This is a genomic window from Priestia sp. ST2 (genome assembly GCF_055810735.1).
On sequence record NZ_JBVVNT010000004.1, the window covers coordinates 287,598 to 310,413 of the forward strand.

The 22,816-nt window shown below is 37.3% G+C and carries 28 protein-coding genes; 12 read left to right on the forward strand and 16 right to left on the reverse strand.

Going from position 1 to position 22,816, the window contains the following annotated elements:
* Nucleotides 1–144: 144 nt before the first annotated feature.
* Nucleotides 145–1,011 (forward strand): YitT family protein, encoded by an 867-nt coding sequence (locus AC0KUU_RS18640; RefSeq protein ID WP_013057742.1) that lies wholly within the window; start codon nt 145–147, stop codon nt 1,009–1,011.
* Nucleotides 1,012–1,078: 67 nt separating this feature from the next.
* Nucleotides 1,079–1,435, forward strand: a complete 357-nt coding sequence (locus AC0KUU_RS18645) for a hypothetical protein (RefSeq protein ID WP_043981483.1) — start codon at nt 1,079–1,081, stop codon at nt 1,433–1,435.
* Nucleotides 1,436–1,763: 328 nt separating this feature from the next.
* Here AC0KUU_RS18645 and AC0KUU_RS18650 read toward each other — a convergent pair whose 3' ends face one another.
* Both AC0KUU_RS18650 and AC0KUU_RS18655 read right to left on the reverse strand, forming a co-directional pair.
* Complete coding sequence (locus AC0KUU_RS18650; RefSeq protein ID WP_043981482.1) at nt 1,764–2,210, reverse strand: GNAT family N-acetyltransferase; 447 nt, start codon at nt 2,208–2,210, stop codon at nt 1,764–1,766.
* A 184-nt stretch (nt 2,211–2,394) separates the two neighbouring features.
* The gene (locus AC0KUU_RS18655) at nt 2,395–3,564 is read right to left on the reverse strand and encodes an MFS transporter (protein WP_043981481.1); all 1,170 of its coding nucleotides are present in this window, start codon (nt 3,562–3,564) and stop codon (nt 2,395–2,397) included.
* A 359-nt stretch (nt 3,565–3,923) separates the two neighbouring features.
* Between AC0KUU_RS18655 and AC0KUU_RS18660 the strand changes: the two genes are divergently transcribed.
* Nucleotides 3,924–4,487, forward strand: a complete 564-nt coding sequence (locus AC0KUU_RS18660; RefSeq protein ID WP_016764744.1) for a YitT family protein — start codon at nt 3,924–3,926, stop codon at nt 4,485–4,487.
* A gap of 28 nt (nt 4,488–4,515) precedes the next feature.
* On the opposite strand, the gene AC0KUU_RS18665 is transcribed toward AC0KUU_RS18660, so the two are convergent.
* Nucleotides 4,516–5,400 (reverse strand): diacylglycerol/lipid kinase family protein, encoded by an 885-nt coding sequence (locus AC0KUU_RS18665; RefSeq protein WP_237074423.1) that lies wholly within the window; start codon nt 5,398–5,400, stop codon nt 4,516–4,518.
* A gap of 188 nt (nt 5,401–5,588) precedes the next feature.
* Here AC0KUU_RS18665 and AC0KUU_RS18670 point away from each other — a divergent pair, with 188 nt between their 5' ends.
* On the forward strand, nt 5,589–6,053 hold the full coding sequence (locus tag AC0KUU_RS18670) for a DUF4306 domain-containing protein (protein WP_230183450.1): 465 nt from the start codon (nt 5,589–5,591) through the stop codon (nt 6,051–6,053).
* 55 nt (nt 6,054–6,108) lie between these two features.
* On the opposite strand, the gene AC0KUU_RS18675 is transcribed toward AC0KUU_RS18670, so the two are convergent.
* Nucleotides 6,109–7,212, reverse strand: a complete 1,104-nt coding sequence (locus AC0KUU_RS18675; protein WP_098965119.1) for a citrate synthase/methylcitrate synthase — start codon at nt 7,210–7,212, stop codon at nt 6,109–6,111.
* A gap of 409 nt (nt 7,213–7,621) precedes the next feature.
* Between AC0KUU_RS18675 and AC0KUU_RS18680 the strand changes: the two genes are divergently transcribed.
* Nucleotides 7,622–8,536, forward strand: a complete 915-nt coding sequence (locus AC0KUU_RS18680) for a LysR family transcriptional regulator (RefSeq protein WP_013083830.1) — start codon at nt 7,622–7,624, stop codon at nt 8,534–8,536.
* Nucleotides 8,537–8,649: 113 nt separating this feature from the next.
* Here AC0KUU_RS18680 and AC0KUU_RS18685 read toward each other — a convergent pair whose 3' ends face one another.
* A complete protein-coding gene (locus AC0KUU_RS18685; protein ID WP_237074422.1) occupies nt 8,650–9,567 on the reverse strand; it encodes a DMT family transporter in 918 nt (305 codons plus the stop codon).
* Between the two features lie 144 nt (nt 9,568–9,711).
* On the opposite strand from AC0KUU_RS18685, the gene pdxR reads away from it, so the two are divergent.
* Nucleotides 9,712–11,145 (forward strand): MocR-like pyridoxine biosynthesis transcription factor PdxR, encoded by a 1,434-nt coding sequence (gene pdxR, locus AC0KUU_RS18690; RefSeq protein ID WP_162214537.1) that lies wholly within the window; start codon nt 9,712–9,714, stop codon nt 11,143–11,145.
* An 85-nt stretch (nt 11,146–11,230) separates the two neighbouring features.
* On the opposite strand, the gene AC0KUU_RS18695 is transcribed toward pdxR, so the two are convergent.
* The 3 genes from AC0KUU_RS18695 to AC0KUU_RS18705 form a co-directional block, all read right to left on the reverse strand.
* Nucleotides 11,231–12,055, reverse strand: coding sequence for an STAS domain-containing protein (locus AC0KUU_RS18695; RefSeq protein ID WP_025751158.1), 825 nt, complete (start codon nt 12,053–12,055; stop codon nt 11,231–11,233).
* Nucleotides 12,042–12,707: a cobalamin B12-binding domain-containing protein gene (locus AC0KUU_RS18700; RefSeq protein WP_034650750.1), complete on the reverse strand. Its 666-nt coding sequence runs from the start codon at nt 12,705–12,707 to the stop codon at nt 12,042–12,044. Before AC0KUU_RS18700 ends, AC0KUU_RS18695 begins: the two co-directional genes overlap by 14 nt.
* A 354-nt stretch (nt 12,708–13,061) precedes the next feature.
* Nucleotides 13,062–13,325, reverse strand: a complete 264-nt coding sequence (locus AC0KUU_RS18705; RefSeq protein ID WP_080781662.1) for a hypothetical protein — start codon at nt 13,323–13,325, stop codon at nt 13,062–13,064.
* A gap of 152 nt (nt 13,326–13,477) precedes the next feature.
* Between AC0KUU_RS18705 and ytvA the strand changes: the two genes are divergently transcribed.
* Nucleotides 13,478–14,260 carry a YtvA family blue-light photoreceptor gene (gene ytvA, locus AC0KUU_RS18710; protein ID WP_162214538.1) on the forward strand — a complete coding sequence of 261 codons (783 nt, stop codon included), beginning with the start codon at nt 13,478–13,480 and terminating at the stop codon, nt 14,258–14,260.
* A gap of 239 nt (nt 14,261–14,499) precedes the next feature.
* Entirely contained in the window at nt 14,500–15,333 is an 834-nt protein-coding gene (locus tag AC0KUU_RS18715; protein ID WP_043981475.1) for an STAS domain-containing protein, read from the forward strand.
* A 36-nt stretch (nt 15,334–15,369) separates the two neighbouring features.
* On the opposite strand, the gene AC0KUU_RS18720 is transcribed toward AC0KUU_RS18715, so the two are convergent.
* The 3 genes from AC0KUU_RS18720 to AC0KUU_RS18730 form a co-directional block, all read right to left on the reverse strand.
* Nucleotides 15,370–15,852: a hypothetical protein gene (locus AC0KUU_RS18720; protein WP_097825238.1), complete on the reverse strand. Its 483-nt coding sequence runs from the start codon at nt 15,850–15,852 to the stop codon at nt 15,370–15,372.
* Between the two features lie 138 nt (nt 15,853–15,990).
* Nucleotides 15,991–16,467 (reverse strand): hypothetical protein, encoded by a 477-nt coding sequence (locus tag AC0KUU_RS18725; protein WP_014459392.1) that lies wholly within the window; start codon nt 16,465–16,467, stop codon nt 15,991–15,993.
* 143 nt (nt 16,468–16,610) lie between these two features.
* Complete coding sequence (locus AC0KUU_RS18730) at nt 16,611–17,375, reverse strand: GNAT family N-acetyltransferase (RefSeq protein WP_280559912.1); 765 nt, start codon at nt 17,373–17,375, stop codon at nt 16,611–16,613.
* A 198-nt stretch (nt 17,376–17,573) separates the two neighbouring features.
* Here AC0KUU_RS18730 and AC0KUU_RS18735 point away from each other — a divergent pair, with 198 nt between their 5' ends.
* Entirely contained in the window at nt 17,574–17,837 is a 264-nt protein-coding gene (locus tag AC0KUU_RS18735) for a GlsB/YeaQ/YmgE family stress response membrane protein (RefSeq protein WP_013083841.1), read from the forward strand.
* A gap of 158 nt (nt 17,838–17,995) precedes the next feature.
* Nucleotides 17,996–18,181, forward strand: a complete 186-nt coding sequence (locus tag AC0KUU_RS18740) for an aspartyl-phosphate phosphatase Spo0E family protein (protein WP_165574958.1) — start codon at nt 17,996–17,998, stop codon at nt 18,179–18,181.
* A gap of 43 nt (nt 18,182–18,224) precedes the next feature.
* On the opposite strand, the gene AC0KUU_RS18745 is transcribed toward AC0KUU_RS18740, so the two are convergent.
* Nucleotides 18,225–19,040: an STAS domain-containing protein gene (locus AC0KUU_RS18745; RefSeq protein ID WP_043981472.1), complete on the reverse strand. Its 816-nt coding sequence runs from the start codon at nt 19,038–19,040 to the stop codon at nt 18,225–18,227.
* A 350-nt stretch (nt 19,041–19,390) separates the two neighbouring features.
* Here AC0KUU_RS18745 and AC0KUU_RS18750 point away from each other — a divergent pair, with 350 nt between their 5' ends.
* A complete protein-coding gene (locus tag AC0KUU_RS18750; RefSeq protein WP_043981471.1) occupies nt 19,391–19,660 on the forward strand; it encodes a GlsB/YeaQ/YmgE family stress response membrane protein in 270 nt (89 codons plus the stop codon).
* A 279-nt stretch (nt 19,661–19,939) separates the two neighbouring features.
* Here the strand turns inward: AC0KUU_RS18750 and AC0KUU_RS18755 are convergent, their stop codons facing one another.
* The 4 genes from AC0KUU_RS18755 to AC0KUU_RS18770 form a co-directional block, all read right to left on the reverse strand.
* The gene (locus AC0KUU_RS18755; protein WP_016764756.1) at nt 19,940–20,356 is read right to left on the reverse strand and encodes a YhfM domain-containing protein; all 417 of its coding nucleotides are present in this window, start codon (nt 20,354–20,356) and stop codon (nt 19,940–19,942) included.
* Nucleotides 20,357–20,517: 161 nt separating this feature from the next.
* The gene (locus tag AC0KUU_RS18760; RefSeq protein WP_165574957.1) at nt 20,518–20,682 is read right to left on the reverse strand and encodes a hypothetical protein; all 165 of its coding nucleotides are present in this window, start codon (nt 20,680–20,682) and stop codon (nt 20,518–20,520) included.
* A 12-nt stretch (nt 20,683–20,694) separates the two neighbouring features.
* Nucleotides 20,695–21,276, reverse strand: a complete 582-nt coding sequence (clpP, locus tag AC0KUU_RS18765) for an ATP-dependent Clp endopeptidase proteolytic subunit ClpP (RefSeq protein ID WP_013057768.1) — start codon at nt 21,274–21,276, stop codon at nt 20,695–20,697.
* A 427-nt stretch (nt 21,277–21,703) separates the two neighbouring features.
* Nucleotides 21,704–22,126, reverse strand: coding sequence for a MerR family transcriptional regulator (locus AC0KUU_RS18770; protein WP_043981470.1), 423 nt, complete (start codon nt 22,124–22,126; stop codon nt 21,704–21,706).
* A gap of 242 nt (nt 22,127–22,368) precedes the next feature.
* Here AC0KUU_RS18770 and AC0KUU_RS18775 point away from each other — a divergent pair, with 242 nt between their 5' ends.
* Entirely contained in the window at nt 22,369–22,812 is a 444-nt protein-coding gene (locus AC0KUU_RS18775) for an HIT family protein (RefSeq protein WP_080781661.1), read from the forward strand.
* Nucleotides 22,813–22,816: the final 4 nt, after the last annotated feature.

The following is a 22,816-nucleotide window of genomic DNA, read 5'->3' on the forward strand; positions in this document are numbered from 1 at the left end:
TCAGCAAATGTCTACCGTTTAATTTAACAGGATTTTGTTTATTCTGGCTAGTCTTTTTTAAAGTAGATAATTGGATAGAGTTCCCAAGACTTAGTTATACTAGTAAGAGTTGCGTATAGGCAGTATTTTGAAAGGAAAGATTTTATGACAACGAAACAGCACAAAAAGGAAAAGGCAGGTCGGCTCATTTATCGCTACATTATGATGTTAATTGGGGCTTCCTTGGCTGCCGTTTCTATCGAATTATTTTTAGTCCCAAATTCTGTAATTGATGGCGGTATTATCGGTATTTCTCTAATTTTAGTTTACTTAACGAAATTGCCGTTCAGTCTTCTTATCATCATCTTTAATCTCCCTTTTTTATATAGTGGATACAAACAAATTGGTCGTAACTTCTGCTTTTCATCTATGTTTGCAGTTGTTGCTTTATCCATTGTAGAATCTCAGTTGCACCATGTTCCAGCTGTAACATCTGAACCGCTTCTTGCTACTGTATTTGGCGGGCTGCTGTTAGGAGCAGGTGTAGGAACGGTCATCCGTCACGGCGGAGCGTTAGACGGAACTGAGATTTTAGGTATTTTATTAACAAAAAAAATCCCGTTTTCTGTGGGCGAATTTGTGATGTTTTTAAATATCTTCATTTTTGCTTGGGCAGGTTTTGTGCTAGGTTGGGAACAGGCCATGTACTCGATCCTTACGTACTATATTGCTTCTAAAACAATCGATGCGATTATTCAAGGACTTGATGAAACAAAAGCAGCCTTTATTGTTTCAAATCACTATGAAGAGCTATCAGATGCTATTACGCATCGTCTAGGCCGTGGTGTGACGAAACTGTATGGTAAAGGCGGATTTGAAGGTACGGAAAAAGAAGTCATATACGTAGTGGTGACGCGTTTAGAAATTACCAAGCTTAAAACCATTATTTCCGAAATAGATCCGCATGCCTTTACAACCATTATGGATACCCAAGAAGCGCATGGCGGCAAATTCAAATCAGCCATCCACTAACTTATACATAAGCGTGGATTTCTCTGAGCATGCTAATAGCTGACTACCGGTAAAGGAGATCACCACTATGAAAGAACAAATGTCCAACTTATTTCACCAATTAAAACAGTCGGTTTCCGATGTATCTGATAAGTTATATGACAAAGTACATACGCTGCAATCATCACCAGGAGTGAGTGTGTTTGAACTGTATGAATGGATTAAAGAAAATCCAAGCACAAGCGTACAAAAGCAAACGCTGCTCGGGATTTCGTACTCTTTTTATACACTGCGCGCAGACGGGGTTTTTTTCTATATGGAAACGAAATATGATTATTTACTTTACATGACTATTTATAGTCCAACACGTCATTATTTCACCTATCATTCTTACAGAGGTTCTTTATCAACAGTGACTCCCTTGAAGTTTCCTATTACTAAATAATAAAAAGCTCCTCAATCGAGGAGCTTTCTTTATATGGTTATCTTCCTTTTCGGACTTTAAAGATAAACAGCGCAAGTAAAAAACCGCCCGTCGCAGTTACTATTTTCCACGCGTTTAAGATTGGATTTTTTTTCAAGGTCCTGCTCCTTCCTTGCGGCTATACTAAAAATAGGATGGCCGCCTTTCAAACAGCTAGTCCAACTTCCCCCTACTATTGATACGATCATCTAACATATAGCCCACCGACATTTTCATCAATTTCACTTTTCATACTATAACATATTTTTGCCATTTAGTAGAAGTCTTAAAAGTAAAAGCTGCACTTCTCTTAAAAAAAACGATATTGAACCCCTGCATTTTCTTTACCGTTCATTTTTTGATAAAGGTTTTGAGCCACTTTATTTTCACTGCTGCACTCAGCGGTCATCCCTGCAAACTCATACTTTTGAGAATAGGCCAGGCAGATCTTAAACAAACGTTCACCAATTTTATTTCCTCTGTTTAAAGGAGATACGTACAAGTCTTTTAAGACGGCTGTTTCTTTAAAATAATAGGTGTTCCACGATAGGTACACCGTCGCAAAACCTACTAGTTTCCCTTCCAATTCAGCAACAAACTGGATACCATAGGAAGGATTATTCAATAAGCGCTTAATATGTAAAGTTAAAACTTTCCTGGAAGGGGCAGGCTGCTCACAGAATTTCACTATATATTCTTGCATTAACGTAGCCAGTCGCTCTCGATCAGTTTCAACCGCCTGTCGAATGACAACCATTTAATCACTCCTTTTAGCTCAACGCTCTTAACATAATTCGATAGCCATACTCTTTTTCCTTTCGTTTTCGTGAAAAGCTCTCTACTTTTACACAAGGGGTATTTAAAGCAAACAACCTTATACGGCTTATGGTCGATGAGAGAAAATACGATGTTTAAAAAAAGGTTGCAAATAGCAACCTTTTTTAGTTAGCAAGCGCATAATTTCGCAAGAATAAACCTACACAGCCGCTGATTACAATCAGTCCTCCTGCTGTTAGAAACGCCGCCGTTACATTTAGCGAAGCAACAGCTCCAAGCAGCAGCACCGAAAGCCCAAACGTCACATATGAAACGCTAAGCGTAGCGGAAAGTACCTTCGAAAGCTTTTCTAAAGGAACGGCCGTTTGTGTAAGCGTGTAAGAACATGTAGCGCTTATTTGAAGGGCAATGCCAATAGCAAAACTAAGTAAAAGTGAAAGAAAAGGAGCAGGCATCACTCCGAACAATAATGTAAAGAAACCTGATAAAAGACTGCCTAGTGTTACGATATGATAAAGACTTTTCTCTTGTTCAACTGAAATCTTTAACAAAACGAAACCTCCAAGAACCGTTCCAACAAAAAAACTGCTGTTGATATATCCCCACCAAGCTTCATTTTTATTTAATATCTCTTTCACAAACACGTAGACAATTGCTGATGCCCAAACGCCGGCAGCCATTCCTTCTAAAATCTCCATGACTAATAAAACCCGCAGGCGCGGATAGTGCCAAATTAGCTTCCATCCCTCTTTTAACCCTTGTTTTTGCTTCATTTTAGAAGAATGAGCGTTAATGCGAATAGCCTGCATAAATACGATTGACAAACTGAATAACGAAAATGACAGCCATAAAAGGCCAGTAGCATCCCAGCTAATGATCAGAAAGCTTCCAAGCGGATAGGCTGCAATTTGAATCGTTTGATCAGTGACGTTAAACATACTGTTCCATTTCAACAGCTTCTCTTTATCTACTAAATGAGGAAGCATAGAGCTTTGAACCGGAGCTGCCCACCCATCGAAAAAAGCAATAAGCGCCACGCAGCACAGCATGCTGATAAGCGACATATGCCACAAGAAAAACATAGATAAAACACTGGTTTTTAACAGCTGAGACACAACAAGAATACGCTTAGCCCTGTAGCGATCTATAAGAAAAGGCACAATAAAACTGCTCAAAAACTTAGCAGTCGTAATGGTAAATGGAATGCATGAAAGCAGCACAGGAGAACTATTTTGAGCATAAAGAATACTGATTAACGCAACAATATATAATACATCTGCTAAATTGGCTTGACTTTGACCAAACCATAAAAAAAGTACGGAACGATTTTTCACGACAATCCCTCTTTCTTTTTAGTATGACTGAAAAGAAAGAGAATCCTACACGTAATCAACCCCTTTTATATAGCGGCTTGCTTTTATCGAATTATTACAATCGTATGCTTTTTGCAGAACGAACCTTTTTTATATAGTAAAAATACAAACAGTTAAACAGTATCGTAAAAAATCAAGAAATTGTCGTGAAAACGAAGTTAGATTAACTATAGAATATCAGAGTTATAGAATCAATACTTTTTACATAATTTTCTTTTTCTTCTTCTTCACTTCTAAATAACCTAAGCTCGCCATATACATAGAGGGACGAGTACTCCTATTAAAATTTAACGTATAGGGTGAGGAATATTTTTTCGAGGGTGGTTTCGATTTGCTGTGGCAGCTTATTAATTGGACTAGGGCTAAACGGATTTATTGCTCCGTATCACTTACTAGACGGTGGACTTATAGGATTTGGACTTATCGTATATTATGTGTTTGGAACTCCTATCGGACTGTCCATTTTCTTTTTGAACGTACCTGTCTATTTATATGCTTTTTTTCGTCATCGTCAAAACTTTTTTTACGGAAGTATAGGTTTATTTGTTTCTTTTTTTATGACAGAATGGCTGTCTATTCTCGAAGGCACGCTAGAGCTTCCTTTGCTCTTTAGCTCATTGCTTGGAGGCGCACTCGTAGGAATGGGAATAGGACTGATGCTTCGCTACGGCATCAGTTCGGATGGGCTTGATTTAATTGCCATTATTGTATCGAAAAAATGGAAAATCAATATAGGAATAACCATTTTTATCTTAGACAGTACGATTATGATAGTGGGCTTACATATTATCGGATTTACTGCTTTTTGCTACTCCATGCTTGTTATTACGATGAGCAGCATAATGATTATGCTCTTTACTTCTCCGCGATGGCTGTCTTCATAAAAAAAACGCTGGAACTTCCAGCGTTTTTTTATCTGTTTCCGACTATCATATTGATATGATTGTGGAGAACCGTAACCGTTGAAGGTGTCGTCGTTTCTTTTTCTCCATCACAATCTACCGTTTTTTCAGGAGTAGTTTCAATATGAACTTCTTTTGCACGAAAATGCATAAGGTTGCTTTCAGGGTTAAGCTGTTCCTCATCAGGGCTTGTTTGTAACCATGCCATAACCGGCTCGATTCCCATTTCTTTAATAACGAATACATCTAATAATCCGTCTTGAAATGAGCTGTTTCCTAGCATAGCGCGAGTTCCTCCTAAAAAAGGGCCGTTTCCAATTAACACCATAACAGCTTCTCCTTCATAGGAAGCTTTTTCGCTCGTCATTTTTAATTGAAAAGGCTCTGCTTGATTTAAAGTTCTGCCTACGCTCATGTAGTAAGAGAGCTTACCAAATTTCTCTTTATTTTCTTCCAAAATATTTTCAGATACATCAGCTACGAGGCCGATTCCCCAAAAGTTTAAAAAATAATCTTCGCCATGTTTTCCAACATCCACTGCCTCCGTCTGCTTTTCTATAATTTGCTCCACTGCCTTTAAAGGATTTTGATTCATTCCAATTGCACGCGAAAAGTCGTTGCACGTTCCACCAGGTAAAATAGCAAATACAGGACGTTGCTGCAGCGGAGCAAGAGCATTGATGAGCTCATAAATTGTCCCGTCTCCTCCTGCTCCAATAATGACATCCGCTTTGCCTTCCAATTTCCTTACCAGATCGGCGCCATCTCCAGGTTGCTCTGTTTTATATAAAGTAACCGTCTCAAATGCAGTGTTTAACCGATCACATATAAAGTCAATTTCATTTACTAATTTTTTGTTTCCTGCGTTTGGATTCAAAATCACTGCTGCCTTCATCTTTCTCTCTCCTCTATTCATATCTTCCGTTTCACTTTTTTTCCCTTTCTTTTAAAAAAACAAACCTTTTCAAATATGAACGTTTTATGAAACCATTCCAATAGTACTTTTTTTACTTTCAAAACCTGCTATAATAATTTTCGGACTTGTATTAACAAAAGATGGTTATTGAGAGGAGCTTTCTATACGTGTCAATAAAATGCATGACGCAGCTATTTGCAAGTTGTTTTGTTTTTTTACTTTCCTCAGTCGCTACTTGGTATAACGGCTCTTCGATGCTTGAAGGACCTTTATCAGCTAGTTTGACCGGAGGGCTAACAAAGTCCTCGGCGGTTCATCACTATTCTCACATCGATTATTTGTTATATACAATTAAATTCCACCCTCAGTTTCCAATTATGATGATGGTGAGCGGAATTTATTTGATTGTATTACTATCTATTATTGGCTTCAAAAAGCGGTATGGATTGATTAGCTCCTGCTGTTTATGTATCACAGCTCTCTTATGCTACAGCAGCTATAAACTTTCACATACCCCTACCGAAGGTGAGCACGCCATGATTACCTCTAGCTTAGCTGCAGCAAGTTTATGCTTAGCAGTCGGATTATTCTATTTATTAAAGCAATTTTATTCTCAAAAAGAATATATTTAACCATATGAAAAAAACGTCGGATCTACCGACGTTTTTTATGTGAAAGCGAGTTTATTTATTGATTTTGTTCAACTGGCGTATAACCTATATACGCAGACTGAGGTCGGTAAATACGATTATTTTCTGACTGCTCTACGACATGAGCTGTCCAGCCAACTACACGGCTTGCTGTGAAGGTTGGTGTGAATAGTTCAGACGGAAGCTCAACCGCTTTCATAACCGCTGCAGCGAAATATTCTACATTGGTATAAATGCCTCGACCCGGCTTGTATTCATTGAGTAATTCAATGGTTTTATCTTCAATTTTAACAATTAAATCAAATAGCCCGTTGTCTCCTGAGATTTGTTTCGATACTTCTTTTAATGCTTCTGCTCTTGGATCATGTGTACGATAAACACGATGACCAAATCCCATGATTTTCTCTTTATTATCTAATTTTTTACGAACCCAAGGCTCAATATTCTCTTCACTTCCAATTTCATCAAACATGGTAATAACACCAGAAGGAGCTCCTCCGTGAAGCGGACCTTTCATCGCGCCAATTGCTCCGCAAATAGCTGAAACCATGTCAGATTCGGTAGATGAAATAACGCGTGATGAGAAGGTTGAGGCGTTCATCCCATGCTCAATTGTCAAAACAAAATATGCGTTCAGTGCAGTAACCAAACTTTGATCTGGAATTTCTCCGTTAATCATATATAAATAGTTTGCTACATGATCCAAATGCTCGTTAGGCTCTACTACTTCTAAATCATTCATTTTACGATACCAATAGGCAATAATGGTAGGTGTGACGGCTGTAATCGTAAGTGCCTGCTCTTTTGTCGGAGGCCAGCTGTATGAAGGGTCTCCTAAAGCTGAGATACATGTGCGAAGCGCGCTCATCACTTCTGTATCTTTTGGCAAACAGTCCATTAATGCAACAATATTAGCCGGAAGCGTACGATGAGTCACCATTTTTTGTTTAAATACTTTTAACTCATCATGATTTGGCAGCGTGCCGTTCCAAATTAAATAAGAAACTTCTTCAAAAGAATAATTGATCGCCAAATCTTTTGCCCAATATCCGCGATAAATCAGCTGACCTTTCTCTCCATCAACATGCCCTACTTTTGTTTCAGCTGCAACGATTCCTTCTAATCCTTTAACGTATGTCATCTCAACCACTCCCCCAATTATTTTTAACAAACAGGCCCTTTTTTCTATGTACGGCTCGTTTGCAGAATGAATAGACTCACCTTAGTGGTGCACTATACCATTTTATTCCTCTTTCTTAATTGTCAGAACAGTATACAAAATGAACATTTCAACACGCGTTATTTCTGCGCTCGCGGCTTTGTTTTACGGGAGAAAAAAATATTTTTCTAGGATTTTCTTCGAGGGTGCTTATTTGTTAACGCTTACAAACATGCGGGTTTCTAACGTATTTAGAGGAATTTGATGTACTATTTTTAGATGAATCACTATTCACTTCCTTATGTAAGAGTTTACATTTATTTGAATCATAAGTAAAATAGATAAATAGAATAAATAGTATGAAAACTAAGAATACTAGTGAGGAGAATTTATGGATATTCGAGAACTGCAACATTTCATGGAAGTAGTTAATCAAAAAAGTTTCACAAAAGCAGCAGCCGCAATTCACTTGTCTCAGCCAGCATTAAGTAAAATTGTAAAAAAACTAGAAGAAGAACTCGGCGTAGATCTTTTTGATCGCTCTACTCGAAAGCTGACGTTAACCGATGCAGGACAGATTGTGTATGGGCAAAGCCAAAAGCTGGTATCCACTCTTCACGAGCTGCATGCTCTGTTAGATGATTTACGAAATCTCCCTACAGGAGATATTAAAGTAGGAATTCCTCCTTTAGTAGGGACTGTTGTTTTCCCGATGATTGCAAAAAACTTTACATCAAAACATCCTCAGGTGAAATTAGAGCTTGTGGAGCTTGGCGCAAAGCGAATTGTCGAACTTGTAGAAAACGAACAAGTAGACCTTGGCATTATCGTGTTGCCTATTCAAAACCCTCTTTTTCACGTCTATCCGTTTATTGAAGAAGAGTTTAATTTATACATTCATCACGAGCATCCGCTGGCAGCTAAATCAATCGTTGCTTTGAGCGAGCTTAGAGAAGAACCGTTTGTCCTATTCAGCAAAGATTTCTCTCTTCATGATCGCATTATTCATGAGTGCATTCAAGCGGGTTTTCATCCGAAAATAGCGTACGAAAGTTCTCAATGGGACCTAATTATTGAACTAGTCGCTTCTGAATTAGGTATTGCAATTTTACCAAAGTCCGTGTTTCCAAAGATCAATAACCCTTTTATTAAAAGTATTCCAATTGCCGCACCTACTCCAATGTGGGAGCTCGGCATCATTTTGAAAAAAGATCGCTATATGTCATATGCTACACGGGAACTTTTATCCTTTCTCGTCGACCAAGATATCATTTTACCGTCTCATACGATGTCAGCAAACTCTTAACAAAAAAGCCTCTTCTTTCATTAGGAAGAGGCTTTTAGTCATCTTTTATATCTTTCTTCAATCTTTTTTGTCTTGCGATCAACTAAAAACAAGTCAGCAAATGGCGACTTGTTTTACAGCTGCTTTTTGAATAGCACACCTTTTTTTAAATGTACTCCCAAAGCTTCACGATTGGCCATAAACACTCCTATTAAAATAAGAAGGCCTCCGCCAATAATAGAAGGCGTAATAGCTTCATTTAAGACTACATAGCCGATTAACACCGCGATTAAAGGAGATACATACAACCAAGTAGATGGAAAAACCGGATTTGTTTGGGCGATGAGCCAATAATATAAGCCGTGTCCAGCAATTGAACCAACAAAAATTAAATATACAATAGACCATACTGCGTTTCGAGGCATAATAGTTGAAACATGGATCTGCTCTGTACATAAAGATAGCACCAGCAGAAATATTCCCCCGTAAAACATTTGAATACCGTTAATTAAAAATGGTGACACTTCTTTTAGTTCATTTAACAAGGCTTTCGAATAATTGCTGCCTATGCCGTAAAATACCTCTCCTACTATGATAATGATACACCCTAACGTCCACGAATAAGACATAGTGGCTGTCACATTTGGAAGTGAAATGCAAATAACACCGATAAAAGCCAGAAGCAAAGCCAATAACTGCTCTTTTTTTAATTCCATTTTTCTTTGCATCACTTGAATAAGCAATATTATCATTGGGCCAGTAGCAGATAAAACAGCTGCAAGACCCGATGTCACATGTTGTTCTGCCCAATAGAGCGTTGAAAATGTCATAAAGGTCAAACAAAACCCTACCATCATCACTTTTTTTGAAAATAATAACGAGCGTCGAACGTCTTTTTTATATGCAAAGTACGAGATTACTAAGATTCCTGCTAAAAGAAAGCGAGTTCCGGCTGAGAAAAGTGGAGGCATTCCTGCTTCAATCCCTAATTTAATAGTTAAAAATGTCGTGCCGAAAATAAAACAGATAAGTACGTAATTAATAATAATCATATATCTTCCTCCTTTAAATATGCCACGAGTATAAAAGAAAGGAAGTATAACAGTAAAACCTTGACTATAACAGTTGCTGTTTTTCCAGTTGCGCCCATGCTTATTTTGAGGTTAACTAAAGAAAAAGAATAGTTAGGTGACACAATGAGATTTAATGTACATAAAAAATCTTCTACCCCCATTTATCAGCAAATCTATGAGCAGATTCGTTATCGCATCCAAACGAGCATGATAAAACCTGGTGATCAGCTCCCTTCTTTACGCAAGCTATCACAAGAGTTAGAAATAAGCTTATTAACGGTACGAAAAGCGTATCAGCTCTTACAAAAATCAGGATTAATCGTAATACAGTCAGGAAAAGGAGCTTTTGTTAAAGGGGTTACTAAAGGTTCTTCCAAGGTATTAAATAATTTTTCATGGCAAGATGAATTAAACGTAAATATCACGCGCTCTCAGTATAGCTTAAATCGTGATCGTAAATATTATGATTTCTCTCAGGCTATTCTTTTCCCTCGTCTCCTTCCTAATCAGTTTTTAGCGCAAGAAATGCAAAGTCTGTTACGTACCAATGAGCTTGTTTTAGCCACATACGGTCCAATTCAGGGAGATCGTGAGCTTCGCATAGAGCTTTCTTCTTATTTACAGAGAGAGCAAGGAATAAAAGCTGATCCTCATGAAATTATGATTACAAGTGGCGCTCAGCAAGGTATTGATTTAATTGCTCAAACGCTTTTAAAGCCAGGGGATACGGTTATAGTAGAGAGTCCATGCTACGGAGCTGCAATTGATGTCTTCACCAATAAAGGTGTTAATGTCATTTCAATTGAACTAGATGAAGAAGGAATACAATCTGATTTAGTAGAAGAAGTCTGCCAAAAAATAAAGCCTTCGCTTTTGTACGTGAACCCTTCTTTTCAAAACCCTACAGGTATACTAATGAGCAGACAGCGTCGCAAAGAACTAGTTGATTTGGCCGAATTGTATCACTTTTTTATTGTTGAAGATGATTCGTTTGGAGAGATTTATTTCGATGATATATCGGTGCCTCCACCGATCAAAACGTTTGATAAAAATGGGCATGTTTTGTTCTTGAAGGGGTTTAGTAAAACCTTGGCTCCAGGACTTCGAATAGGATTACTTTATGCACAGGGTTCTGTATTTGATTGGCTATATGCGGTTAAAGCACTGATGGATATTGGTAGTCCCTTACTAACTCAAAAAGCCGTGCTAGCTTTTTTACGCACTGAGCGAATGAAACATCACATGGAAAAACTGAGGACCGCTTTGCAACTGAGAAGAGATCATGCAAGCGATCTGCTTTCGTCTCTTTCCGAATCCGTTCAATTCCAAGTTCCTAAAGGAGGATTCAACTTATGGTTAAAACTGCCTCAAAAAGTAAACACATTTGAGTTATTAAAAAAAGCCCAGGAGCACAATATCTGCTTTTTACCTGGTGAAGCTTGTTTTGTTCATAGACCGCTTCATGCTTACATTCGAATAAGCTATTCCCTCCTTAGTGATACTGATTTGAACACAGGACTTCAACGTCTTAACGCCATTCTTTCAGCTGAAATATAAAAAGATTCTTTAATAGATGTTTAATTATAAGAAGAGAAGTGTATACAGAAAGAGGAGAAGAATAACTTTCTTCTCCTCCACTCTTTTAACTCACATTTTTATTCACAGCAATAATTTCACTCAGGTTATTCATATAAATAATTTGATCACCAAACGTTCTATTTTTCAAAGCAGCCGTATGGTGCGGCTTCATGCCAATAATATAGCATGTGATACCCATGAGATAGAAGGACTGCATAAAGCCTGCAAAAGCTTGAATTCCTTCGGTCGTTAATATATCTAGTCCTCCAAAGTCAAATAGAAGCGTGGTGTAATTTCCTTCATGCGCAAAGTTTTGCAAAATGGACGTATTTTCAGCTACAAGATCTGTATCTAAGTCTCCAAAAAGAGGTATAAGTCCTACTTTAGAGGATAACTTAATAAAAGAAGCGGACAATTGCTTGATTTTCTGTAATGATTTTTCAAGACGTTCTTTTTGTTCAAGCAGTTCAAAATCTGTATCTGCTAATCGTTTCCGATGGTCTTGAACAAGACTCGTTAACTCTTGTATACGTTCATCTTGGCGAATACAAACTAAATGACCTATATCGCTATCCCATTGAATTAAGCATTCAAACAGTGAATAAGGCGAATCATTGGTTTGCATCACGAGCTCTACTTTCTGAATAGCCTGGCCTCGGCTTTGGACAAGCGTTTGCTCATCATGGGGTTCGTCTACAGACAATTCTCGAGAATCTTTTTGGCGCAAGCTTAAAAACTTTCTTGCCTTTTCTTGACTAAATACGTCTACAAGATCTAAAAAATTAGCTGAAGGCTTAAATGAATGACCTGATTGTTGCGACCATTCCAAAATATTAAATTCAGTATCCACTAAAAAGTAAGGAATTGGAACATATTCAAGCATCGACATTAACTTCCACTCCTTTGTGATAACTGAGTAACCAGTTATTTAGTTGGTAAAGATCCGGAATTAGGCGTGTATGCTCAGAACAGTAAGAACGGAAATCAATTTGAGAAACTAAGCGCCCTCCTACCATTACCGTTGGTCTTGGTTCTAATTTGTCCAAAGTTTTGGTGTATTCAGCAAGCCTCTCAATATGATAAGGGATGCTGACAGATAATCCTACCATGTGCGGCTTCCATTCTATAGCCATTTTCTCAGCGTATTCCAGAGGGAGATTGGCCCCTAAAAAGCGAGTATTCCAACCATGTTCCTCAAACAATAAAGCCACCATCTTTAAACCAATGAAGTGCTGTTCTTGTTCCAAGCATAGAAGCAGTGCCCTTGGAGCGGTGTCTGAAGCGTGTCCCTGAATTTTTTTATAAAAGCGATAGCGAGTTAGCACATAATCACATGTCGTAGTTGCAACATGCTCATCAGCTACAGAAATGATATTTTCTTCCCACATATCTCCAGTTACTCGCATTGCGGTTGTAATTAAATTTTCATAAATATCTAGGCTGTTCTTTCCCTGTTGGATTTCTTCCAGCACAATTTCCCAAGCGCTGTCTTGATCACCAGCTAATAAATAGCCTACAAATTTTTGTACTTGAGATTTCATTGTTTCACCTCAGTAAACGTAAAGCTTTTAAGAAACTTGAATAAAAGCTTCTCGTCTCTCTTTTTCAAGATCGCCTAAAATGTATACCACTTTTAGACTAACACATGTTGCCAATAGCAACAACCTAAAAATAGAATAATAACTTTTTATTTTACTACACTCAGTAAAATATGACTAGTATTTCTCTAAATATTCTCCTTTCCCTTTTATTTATGAAAAACACCTCGGCATTTTGTACCGAGGTGTTTTTCAAGTTGTTATCATTTCGTCGGCTAAAAGAATGTAAGTGCGTCTCTTTTTCTTTTATGCATCTTTCCTTTTTTCCACTTTCAATAGACTTTCAAACATATGTATTTATGACTCTTCTGCTCCGACCATAATACTGATAAGGTAGAGCGCTGTCATAACTGAGCCGATTGTATTGCATATCAAATGAATATATTGGCTGGTCGCCATAAACAAGTATAAGCTTAGCGACAGCAGCACCGTTCCGAACAAAAAAGACCATTTAAATAATGACAGTGGCCGGTTAAACTTTAGACGCAAACAAAAAATAAGAATAAAGCCTACTAGCGCCATCACAAAGAAACTAACATTAAATAAATTGATGGTTATCACGTTTGTTCACACTCCCTTTGCCCCTGAAACTATTATAACATATTTTTCCTTATCTTCATTCTTTCTCTAGGAGCACACGCGTCGAAAATTGTTTTTTTAATGTGTTTATGTCACAATATTTTTATAAAAATTCCAAGGAATGAGGGAATGCATTGACTACACCTGAAGCTCAAGATTCAAAATGGTCCATTTTAAATAAAGCCCTTCATAGCTCACAATCTGGCATTATCGTGACAGACCCTTCTTTGCCTGATAACCCAATTATTTACCTCAATCAAGGGTTTTCCCTTATGACCGGCTATAAGGAAGAAGAAGTATTAGGAGAAAATTGCCGTTTTCTGCAAGGGCCTCTAACAAACCCGCACCACATTGATGAAATTCGCAGCGCTATTAGCCGCAATCAATCAGTCTCTGTTACGCTCGTTAATTATCGAAAAGACGGCTCTTTCTTTCATAATCAGCTAACGATTGACCCGACATATATAGAAGAAGAAGATAAATACTACTTTATTGGTGTTCAAAAAGATGTAACAATAGAGATTACAGCCCAGGAACAGCTACAGCAAGCTTTGGAAGAAGTTGAAAGGCTATCCACCCCTATCGTGCCAATAGAGGAAGGAATCTCTGTTCTTCCATTAATCGGAACGTTAAACGAACGGCGTATAGAAATGCTATTTAATAGCTTCACCTCGCGTAACACAAGCAGCAAAGATCGTTATTTAATCCTAGACGTCTCAGGGTTAGCGCGATTTAATGATTCATTCGGCCGTGATATTCTTAATATTTACAATTGGCTGAAGCTCATGGGAACTCAGCTTGTTTTAACAGGAATTTCTCCTGACATGGCCATACATATGAGCACTATGGAAGATGATATGTCCTTCATTTTAGTCTATCAAAGCATTAAAGATGCCTTACCCAAGCTAAAGCTATAAGCACAAGAAGTGGTTCTTTATGAAAAATAGGTAAAATGCATGAATATGGTAGTCAAAAAATGTTTATTTTTTAATAAATTGGGTTTGAGAGTATACAGTTAGGGAAAACAAGGCGTATAGGAAAATAAATGCGCTTCATAATGGATTTATTTATAAGCATCCTCACTCTAGATCAGGGGATGCTTTTATGCCTTTATTTATTAAATCAATTAGACTATACATATATAAGGAGAGTCTTCATGCATAAAAATCAGGACTTATATCATTTTTTCAAAGAACATTCTCTTCAATTAACCGAAGACTGGTACAATCAGCTCGACGATGAAAATGAGTTCTCTGTCTATTCGAGTAAAAATCCAGCAATTGTGAAAGAACTGAAGCAGCAAAATCAAGATTATTTTCAGCATTTATTTGACGTATTTATAAGAGATGAGGAGTATTTTTTTTCAGATTTTCAGCAGTGGTCGATAGAACTAGCGCGTGATCCAAAGCATTTAAGTACGCCTCTTCACTTTATTATTCGAGAATATTTTAATTCACAAAAAATTGCCGTTAATTACTTAAAGAAGTTTATCTCTTTGCATTCGAATGAGGTAAGCGTAGATAAGATATTTATGTGGTATGACATTATTGTTAAAGCTTTTGATCTATCTATTTATATCTTTATTCAAGAATATCATAAAAATACGCAAGAGCAGCTGAACGCTCAGAAAGAGTTAATTAATGAATTAAGTTCTCCTGTTATCATGCTTCAAAATAAAGTTGCACTTCTGCCTCTTGTGGGGGATATTGGAACGGTCAAAAGTCAGTTTATTTTAGAAAACACGCTTCAGCAATGCTCGGAAAAAGGCGTTGAACATTTATGTATTGACCTGCTCGGGGTAGCTACGATTGATACGATGATGGCACAAGAGATTTTTAATTTGGTAAAAGCTCTTCGTTTAATTGGTGTGCAAACAATTTTATCTGGAATTCGACCGGAAATTTCTCAAACTGCCATTCGTTTAGGGCTTTCATTTGAACATGTTAAAACTACTTCTTCTCTTGCACAAGCACTTAATTCTATTGGTTAAGCATATGGCTCTCTATTACAGCATAGAGAGCCATATCTATGGTGTTTCAAATTTTACGGGGGTGTAGTAGACACGCCCAATTAACTTTTTCCCTTTGCTATCTTTCCAATCTGCTACGAGTATATACCGATCACTGTCACTGTGAGAGGCAGAATCTACTGTAATAGCAGATGTTTTTTTTATGTCCTTTTTTTCTACTATGTTTTCATAAATAGACTGATTACGAATTTGTTTGTAATAAAGGGCATTAGGTTTTTTACCATCTATTTTAATGGACACTTGACCACCTTCAGAGACGGGAATACTATTTTTCATAACAATTTGTCGAAAATTTTTTCGTTCGCCAAAATCAGCTTCACATTCGGTCCAGCAAAAGAATAAGGGCTTGATGATGGCTTCTTTGCCTTCCGCTATTATTTTTATAGCGGGTGGATAAGAATCTTCAAGCGTTTCAGCTGTAGGAACCTGACATGCGGCTAATGAAAACAAACTAAATAGGATAATCACCACTTTCTTCATACTATGTCCTCCCTTTTTTGTAAACGTGGTGCACGTAAGCGAGTGGGTGCATAATATACTCTTTCGCCTGCAACCAAAAGATTCCTTTTATAATCAACAAAAAAACAGCTGCCTATTTGTTTAGACAGCTGTTTTGTTCTATTTACTTAGCATGCTTATTTCTTTTTTCATATCTTTTTCTACATATTCCATTAAATCAGATACGTAGGTTTGAAGCGGTTTTGTTGCGTCTTTGTGATCATTCATCGTTAATTCATAGATGCTATCGATATTATCAATCATCAGTTCCATATCATCGATGACGCCCGTATGCTTATACATCGTTTTCATCGTAGGATCAAGGGAAGCTAATTCATTATATTCATAGTTTATAGTATTTGAAATATCATCGAGTTCATTGATAAATTGCTTTTTGGTTTTTTTTTCGGCCATAAGCTGATTATACTCTTTAAAAGCAGTTTGAAGGTTTTTCTGAGAGGCAGTCAATACTTTCAGCTGTTCTCGTCCTAAATAATAATCATAAATACTAGTAACAGTAAAATATCCCCCAAATGTGAGCGCGATTCCGACAACCAAACCTATCCAAAACGTGCTCGTTTTAAAAAAATGTTTCATAATGACTCCTTTTATCTGTGTTCTATGTACAACACTAGCTCATGCTGCTGCTTTTTCCTAGGATACACCAAAAACGAAGTGGAAGCTACACTTTTTTTAAAAATTTGTCGAAATTTGTCTTTTTTCTCACAAACTGCAGCACATTACGTTCCATCTCTATTTCTCCACCTGTATACATCAAATTCGTTAACCGCTGTAAAACCAATTTTTTCATAGGCTGGCTTTCCTGCACTTGTAGCATGCAAAATACACGTATCCGCATGTTTTTTTGCTTCAGTAAGAACTTCCTTCAAATATACGGTGGCCAGGCCTTTTCTCCTCATATGTCTAGCTGTAGTGATACAATACAAGCCAGCTGTACCGTCATAAAAAAAGAGAGACCCAGCTACAGCTGGCTGGTTGTGATAAAGGCCCAGATATAACTGATATTGGTCAGCGTGTTGCATAAGCTCTCTAAACCTTTTAAGAAAGTCAGCTTGATATTCTTTTGGTTTTTGATAGCCGTCTATGTATACCGTTATCCATTCTTTCAATTCAGCTTCTGTGTGCACTCGCTTACATTGAAACCCTTCTACTCCTGTATGTATGTATTCTTTTTCTTGAATGTGCTGAATCATTCCGATCCATTTTTCATAAGGAACAAATCCATTTTTATGAAGAACTGGCCCAAGGTTATCATATGAAGATGGACCGACAATCCATAGAGGTTCCTCCCCTTCCGAAGAGCATATCCCTAACGCAGGCTCAATGTGACGGGTTCCTGCATATATGCCGCGATTGTAAGGAGATGCAGAAATCCATTTAATTTCTGATGTATCCACCTTCACAGATTTCTTCGTATGCTGAAAATACATCCAGTGCTGAATCAAGTGCTGTTCTACTATATCGCTTTGATTTTTTATTTTCACTTCATGTCTCCTTTCTCTTCTAAACTATGTTCCGTTTTCTATTATATACTAGTTAGTCTATTTTCTATGACTCTATCGCAGTTCTTAAATCCTTTTACAAGTTTTTTTTATTTTTTTTGCTATTCTATGAATAGTTTTCTTTTAAGTGGGGTACTAACCTATATAAGCAATACATCATTAAAAAGGAGGATGATATTTATGTCATTTTTATGGGCACTTATTGTAGGTGGTATTATTGGGTGGCTTGCCGGATTAATTACGGGAAGAGACGTTCCAGGAGGTATTATTGGTAACATTATTGCCGGTTTTATCGGTTCTTGGTTAGGTTCAGCTATCTTTGGAAGCTTCGGACCAGTTGTAGGTGGATTTGCTATTATTCCTGCTATTATCGGATCAATCATCTTAGTGTTAATCGTAAGTTTCATTATGAGAAAAATGCGTGGCAGTCATAAACATGCCTAATAAATTATTATATTAGAAAAAGAACCTCCGTTGAAAAAGAGGTTCTTTTTTTATATGAAAAATTCTTAAAATTTACTATTTTTAATTTCATAATATTGAAAAATAAACCTATTAATGTTAATTTAACCATAATCACTATAGAAAAAAGAGGAATTAACATGCTGCTTTCAACCTACTCAAAAGACAAATCCATGTACCAAATACTAATAGAAGAAATCGAACAGACACGAACGTTAATGATTCAAACGGCTGTCCGTGAAGGAATGACAAGTCCTAACACACTTCAAGTTAGTCAATCATTAGATGCTTTATTAAATAAGCTTCAAATTTTCTTCTACCAATAAAAGCCCATGATATGGTTACATACTCATGGGCTTTTATGTTGTATTAGTCCGCTTGATTAACGTGTTCCACTGCTTGGTGAAGGCTACTGAAAGTCGTAATGTCAGCCAAATCTAACCCTAAGTTTACCATCGTCTGAGCAATTTCAGCCCGAATCCCGCTTAAAACCACTTGAATTCCTAATAATCTTAAAGCACCGATTACTTTAAAAATTTGGTCCGCTACCATCGTATCAATAATTGGAACCGCGTATAAATCAATAATCAACCAATTTAGCTTGTAGTCGCTGCCGTGTTGAAGTGCATTTTCCATTAGAATTTGAGCGCGATTTGTATCTAAATCGCCAACAAGAGGAATCACGCCAATTTCTTTCGTAATGCGTACCACAGGAATTGAAAGTTCATCAATTGCATAGCGAGCCGATTGGATTTTGTTTGCAAAGTCGGTCATATATGATTTACTAACCCAGTGTACGGCCTTATCTACTACTACGTTAAAACGAGAAATAACTTGATAGAAGGCATCAAACGTAAACGTTTCAGTTTTTGCTTCTTCTTTAATAATTTCCCCGATAAGATTTCGGTAATAGCTGATTTCTTCTAATGCTACATCCAAAGGAAGCTGAAGGACAACGAGTAAATTCGCTACTTCTCTTCCCCACTCCTCAAGCACTTCAAAGTTTTTTGTATCATTTGTTGAGACAGAATCAGCATATATTTGAATTAAATGAACGCGCCACGGTTCTAACTGTTGTTGAATATCTTTTTCTTCATATCTTTTTTGTTTTGAGAACTCTTCTTTTTTTTCTAGAATTAAATTCGTAATGTGTTTAAGCTTTTTATCTAATAATAATGACTCCATATTGTTCTCCCGTTAAGAATTTGTTTACTTAAAATGATATCACAAATACCTTTAAAAAAAGTAAAACTAAGGGAAAAAGCTTTAAAAAATGAACCGGATGTCCCTTTTTGCGAATAGAATGAGCTAAATTGAATCTAAAACGTACATAAGCTGAACTTCTCTCCTTCCTTTTATCGTTACTTTCACAGTGAATTCTCATACATAACTCTTCAGTTTAATGTTGCGCTATCTTGGCATATATGGTAAATGGATGAAAAAATGTAAAAGGGTTTGCAGCAAGCATGTCGCATGACAGGATGTGTTTTAGGAAAGAATGAAAAGGAATTCCCTATAAAAAGGAGGTTAGGTATATGTCATTTATTTGGATGCTTATTGTTGGAGGACTTATCGGCTGGCTTGCTGGTGTGTTAACGGGACGAGATGTTCCAGGTGGAATTATCGGAAACATCATCGCTGGTTTCATTGGAGCATGGTTAGGCTCTCTAATTTTTGGAGATTTCGGTCCAGAGATCGGCGGATTCGCAATTGTTCCTGCTATTATTGGTGCTGTTATTTTAGTCTTAATTGTGAGTTTTGTTTTACGCAAAATGCGCGGAAATAATAATCATCGACATGCCTGAATAAAAAAGAGAAATCAGCGTCTTGATTTCTCTTTTTTCCTTACTTCTTGTAGCAAAATGTTTTAACAATGACGTACCTGTAAGTGTAATTCTTTATTGCTACATTTAATAATTGCCGCTTGTCACCTCTCACATTTAATACTTCTACACCCTCATATCAAGCGCGTTAGTAATGAGCAGCTCTGGACCTTCGAGATCATCAAGCATATCGGTGAAGATAGCTTCGATATGAACAAGTGAAGTTTTAGCTTTCATTGGACATTGTTGTATAGCTGCTTTCTATTTCGGCTCTACTAATTCAATAAATGATCTTGCTTGTTTGCCCTTTAACTGTGCGTAGTGTGTATCTGTAGCTAATTCAACGGTTTCGTTTTCTAAGTTGACCCACATGCGATAAGATTGTACCTTTATATCCTTTTTTGTTTCCACCGGTTCAAAGTGAAGAATGTAGTTAGGTTTTCGAATCATTTCAGCTTTTTCTTCTCTCCATGATACATCTTTTAACCACTGCTGCACTTTCTGCACTTGATTTTGGTCTTTCATTTTAACCGCATGGCCATATTGATTATCGGCTATGTATTTTTCGATTACGAGCTTTTGTTCAACAGTACCGCTTGAAGCACTGCTTTGCTGACATCCTGTTATCACCCAACAAATAGCAATGAGAACAACTAATCCAGACCATACTTTTTTCATTTACATCTACCTTTCTTTGTGTAATTGAAATGAGATGTTCTTGCTGAATGATGCTACCAGCTGCTCGTTTTTAAATCTCTTTTTGCATTCTCCTTTCTTCATCTAAATCCCTGCTTCATTTGCTCAAAAAAACTGAATCCCCGAAAGGATCCAGTTTTTCGTTACGATTCGACATCTTCTATGACATGAACAGCGCGAATAGCAGCGTTTACTTTTGTATGTTGAATGCGCTCTTTTGCTTCTTGTATAGTCATTGCCTCTACTTCTTGATAAAAAATCACGTTCGCCCATTCATATTCTACTGAATAACGATTTATTTTTTCCACACGGCATCCTCCTTATTGATGAACTAAAATTTGATCAATCATGCCATATTCTTTTGCTTCATCCGCTGTAAAGAATGTATCTCGATCAGTGTCTTTTTTAATTGTTGAAAGCGACTGTCCTGTTCGTTCAGACAGCAGTTCATTTAAGTGGTCTTTTAACCGCAAAATACGCTTTGCTCGAATCTCAATTTCAGCTGCTTGTCCTTTTGCTCCTCCTAGCGGCTGATGAATCATCACTTCGCTATTAGGAAGAGCAAAACGTTTCCCTTTTTGACCGCCTGCTAGTAAAAATGAACCCATAGATGCCGCTAGCCCTATACACAATGTGCTTACGTCTGCACGTATAAGCTGCATCGTATCAAAAATAGCCATGCCCGCTGTAATAGATCCTCCCGGTGAATTAATATAAATGCTGATATCTTTTTCTGGGTTTTCGGCATCTAAAAATAGAAGCTGAGCGATAATACTAGTAGCCACCTCGTCCGTAACTTCACCTGTAAGCATAATCACGCGGTCGAGCAACAGCCTTGAATAAATATCATAGGCACGCTCTCCTTTGCTTGTTTGTTCCACTACATATGGAGTTAAGTTCATGTGACCGCCTCTTTCCCCTGAATTAGTATGAGCAAATTTTTTCACTTTTGCACTGATTTCATGATTTAAAAATGAATCCCCTATCAAATCTTCATCCGTAAATTTAATCATTAGAGAATGCCTTTTTTGCTGTATATGCAAGCTTTCATCGCGGTAAGTCACAGCAACTGCAATTTCTGCCTGTGGATATAAAACGGCCTCTTCCGTGTAGAGCTCTATTAATAGAGGTTCATCGTCGATATGTTTTACTTCGATTTGCCCCTGTTCGTTTTCCCGGTATCCATTTAAGTTTGTCGTTTTAAACAGGCGTTCGGGCAGCTGAATATCAATCGTGATGTTTGTTACTTTTACTTGCGAACGTTCAAATGTAATACAAAGGTGGTTCATTCCTTCTTCTTTTTCCATCACTGATTTTGCCACAGCTAATTTAATCATGCGATGAATGATCCTTTAAAATTTGAGTAACAGACTCAATTACTTTTTGCCGTACGTCCGCTGATAAATTTCGGTTCATAGCGACAAACACATCTTCGTTCACTTGATGCATTTCTTGATTCTGAATTTGTTTGCTTTGGTAAAGAGGGAACTGCGCACCGATATTTTTTACTTCTTCATCACTCATTGAACGCAGCATTTCTTGAATCGAAGCTAGTGACTCCCCTGCTTTTGATAATGTTAAAACGGCTCGAAAGTAGTGAACATGCTGATCTGTATACACGCGTTTGTTCCCTGCTAGCACTAGCGGAGGAACGATTTCTATTTGCGTGTAATACCGTACCGTACGCAGGTTCAAGTCCGCACCTTCATTATTTAATAACTCCGTAATTTGCTTTCCTGTATACGTATTCAAACAATCCCCCCCTTATTAGTTACAGTTAACTGTTACACTATCATTATACTGTAAAGGTTTTGTTTTTACAATTAAAACCATGGTAAATTTTAGATAAATATATGAAGAGAACGAAACAAAGAGCCTAGGTCATATATCCGGGCTCTCTTTACTAAGCGAAAAAACACCTGTGTATATTTCAAACTATTTCTCCTGATACTTCTCGTGCTACACTTTAGTTATCTTAAAAAAGGAGAGAAAATATGATGGGGAATCCACGTATAGATTGCTTAGGGTGTCGATTAGCAAATAACCAAGAGAAATCACATATAATATTTGAAGATTCCTTTGTGACGTGCCTATTAGATCACAAGCCGTTTAACGAAGGACACGTCTTAATTCTTCCTAAAACACATATAGTGGAAATTGACGAATTTGATACTGAACACATACTGGCCGTAATGAATGCAGCGAAGCTAATGACAAAAACAGTAAAGACGCTCTTTTTTCCAGACGGAGTTACTCTCTCTCAAAACGGGGGAATGTTTAACGAGTTAACTCATTTTCACATGCACGTCGTTCCGAGATATAAAGAGGAGTGTTTCGGAGATTTTTATACGCAAATTCCCCAGTTTGCTGAAAAAAATGACGCTTTGGCTGCAACAGCTCAGAAAATGCGCCGCGTCATTCAGCAAATGTCTTTATAAAAAA

What these genes read in the sequence shown, in the direction of transcription:
- AC0KUU_RS18640 (WP_013057742.1), top strand. Translation starts at nt 145, where the DNA reads ATGACAACGAAACAGCACAAAAAGGAAAAGGCAGGTCGGCTCATTTAT.
- AC0KUU_RS18695 (WP_025751158.1), bottom strand. Translation starts at nt 12,055, where the DNA reads ATGTCGATGCTTGAATATGTTCCAATTCCTTACTTTTTAGTGGATACT.
- AC0KUU_RS18775 (WP_080781661.1), top strand. Translation starts at nt 22,369, where the DNA reads ATGATGGGGAATCCACGTATAGATTGCTTAGGGTGTCGATTAGCAAAT.
- AC0KUU_RS18755 (WP_016764756.1), bottom strand. Translation starts at nt 20,356, where the DNA reads ATGAAAAAAGTATGGTCTGGATTAGTTGTTCTCATTGCTATTTGTTGG.
- AC0KUU_RS18650 (WP_043981482.1), bottom strand. Translation starts at nt 2,210, where the DNA reads ATGGTTGTCATTCGACAGGCGGTTGAAACTGATCGAGAGCGACTGGCT.
- AC0KUU_RS18665 (WP_237074423.1), bottom strand. Translation starts at nt 5,400, where the DNA reads ATGAAGGCAGCAGTGATTTTGAATCCAAACGCAGGAAACAAAAAATTA.
- AC0KUU_RS18700 (WP_034650750.1), bottom strand. Translation starts at nt 12,707, where the DNA reads ATGAAATCTCAAGTACAAAAATTTGTAGGCTATTTATTAGCTGGTGAT.
- AC0KUU_RS18645 (WP_043981483.1), top strand. Translation starts at nt 1,079, where the DNA reads ATGAAAGAACAAATGTCCAACTTATTTCACCAATTAAAACAGTCGGTT.
- AC0KUU_RS18750 (WP_043981471.1), top strand. Translation starts at nt 19,391, where the DNA reads ATGTCATTTATTTGGATGCTTATTGTTGGAGGACTTATCGGCTGGCTT.
- AC0KUU_RS18680 (WP_013083830.1), top strand. Translation starts at nt 7,622, where the DNA reads ATGGATATTCGAGAACTGCAACATTTCATGGAAGTAGTTAATCAAAAA.
- pdxR (WP_162214537.1), top strand. Translation starts at nt 9,712, where the DNA reads ATGAGATTTAATGTACATAAAAAATCTTCTACCCCCATTTATCAGCAA.
- AC0KUU_RS18745 (WP_043981472.1), bottom strand. Translation starts at nt 19,040, where the DNA reads ATGGAGTCATTATTATTAGATAAAAAGCTTAAACACATTACGAATTTA.
- AC0KUU_RS18720 (WP_097825238.1), bottom strand. Translation starts at nt 15,852, where the DNA reads ATGAAGAAAGTGGTGATTATCCTATTTAGTTTGTTTTCATTAGCCGCA.
- AC0KUU_RS18715 (WP_043981475.1), top strand. Translation starts at nt 14,500, where the DNA reads ATGCATAAAAATCAGGACTTATATCATTTTTTCAAAGAACATTCTCTT.
- AC0KUU_RS18740 (WP_165574958.1), top strand. Translation starts at nt 17,996, where the DNA reads ATGCTGCTTTCAACCTACTCAAAAGACAAATCCATGTACCAAATACTA.
- clpP (WP_013057768.1), bottom strand. Translation starts at nt 21,276, where the DNA reads ATGAACTTAACTCCATATGTAGTGGAACAAACAAGCAAAGGAGAGCGT.
- AC0KUU_RS18725 (WP_014459392.1), bottom strand. Translation starts at nt 16,467, where the DNA reads ATGAAACATTTTTTTAAAACGAGCACGTTTTGGATAGGTTTGGTTGTC.
- AC0KUU_RS18735 (WP_013083841.1), top strand. Translation starts at nt 17,574, where the DNA reads ATGTCATTTTTATGGGCACTTATTGTAGGTGGTATTATTGGGTGGCTT.
- AC0KUU_RS18685 (WP_237074422.1), bottom strand. Translation starts at nt 9,567, where the DNA reads ATGATTATTATTAATTACGTACTTATCTGTTTTATTTTCGGCACGACA.
- AC0KUU_RS18675 (WP_098965119.1), bottom strand. Translation starts at nt 7,212, where the DNA reads ATGACATACGTTAAAGGATTAGAAGGAATCGTTGCAGCTGAAACAAAA.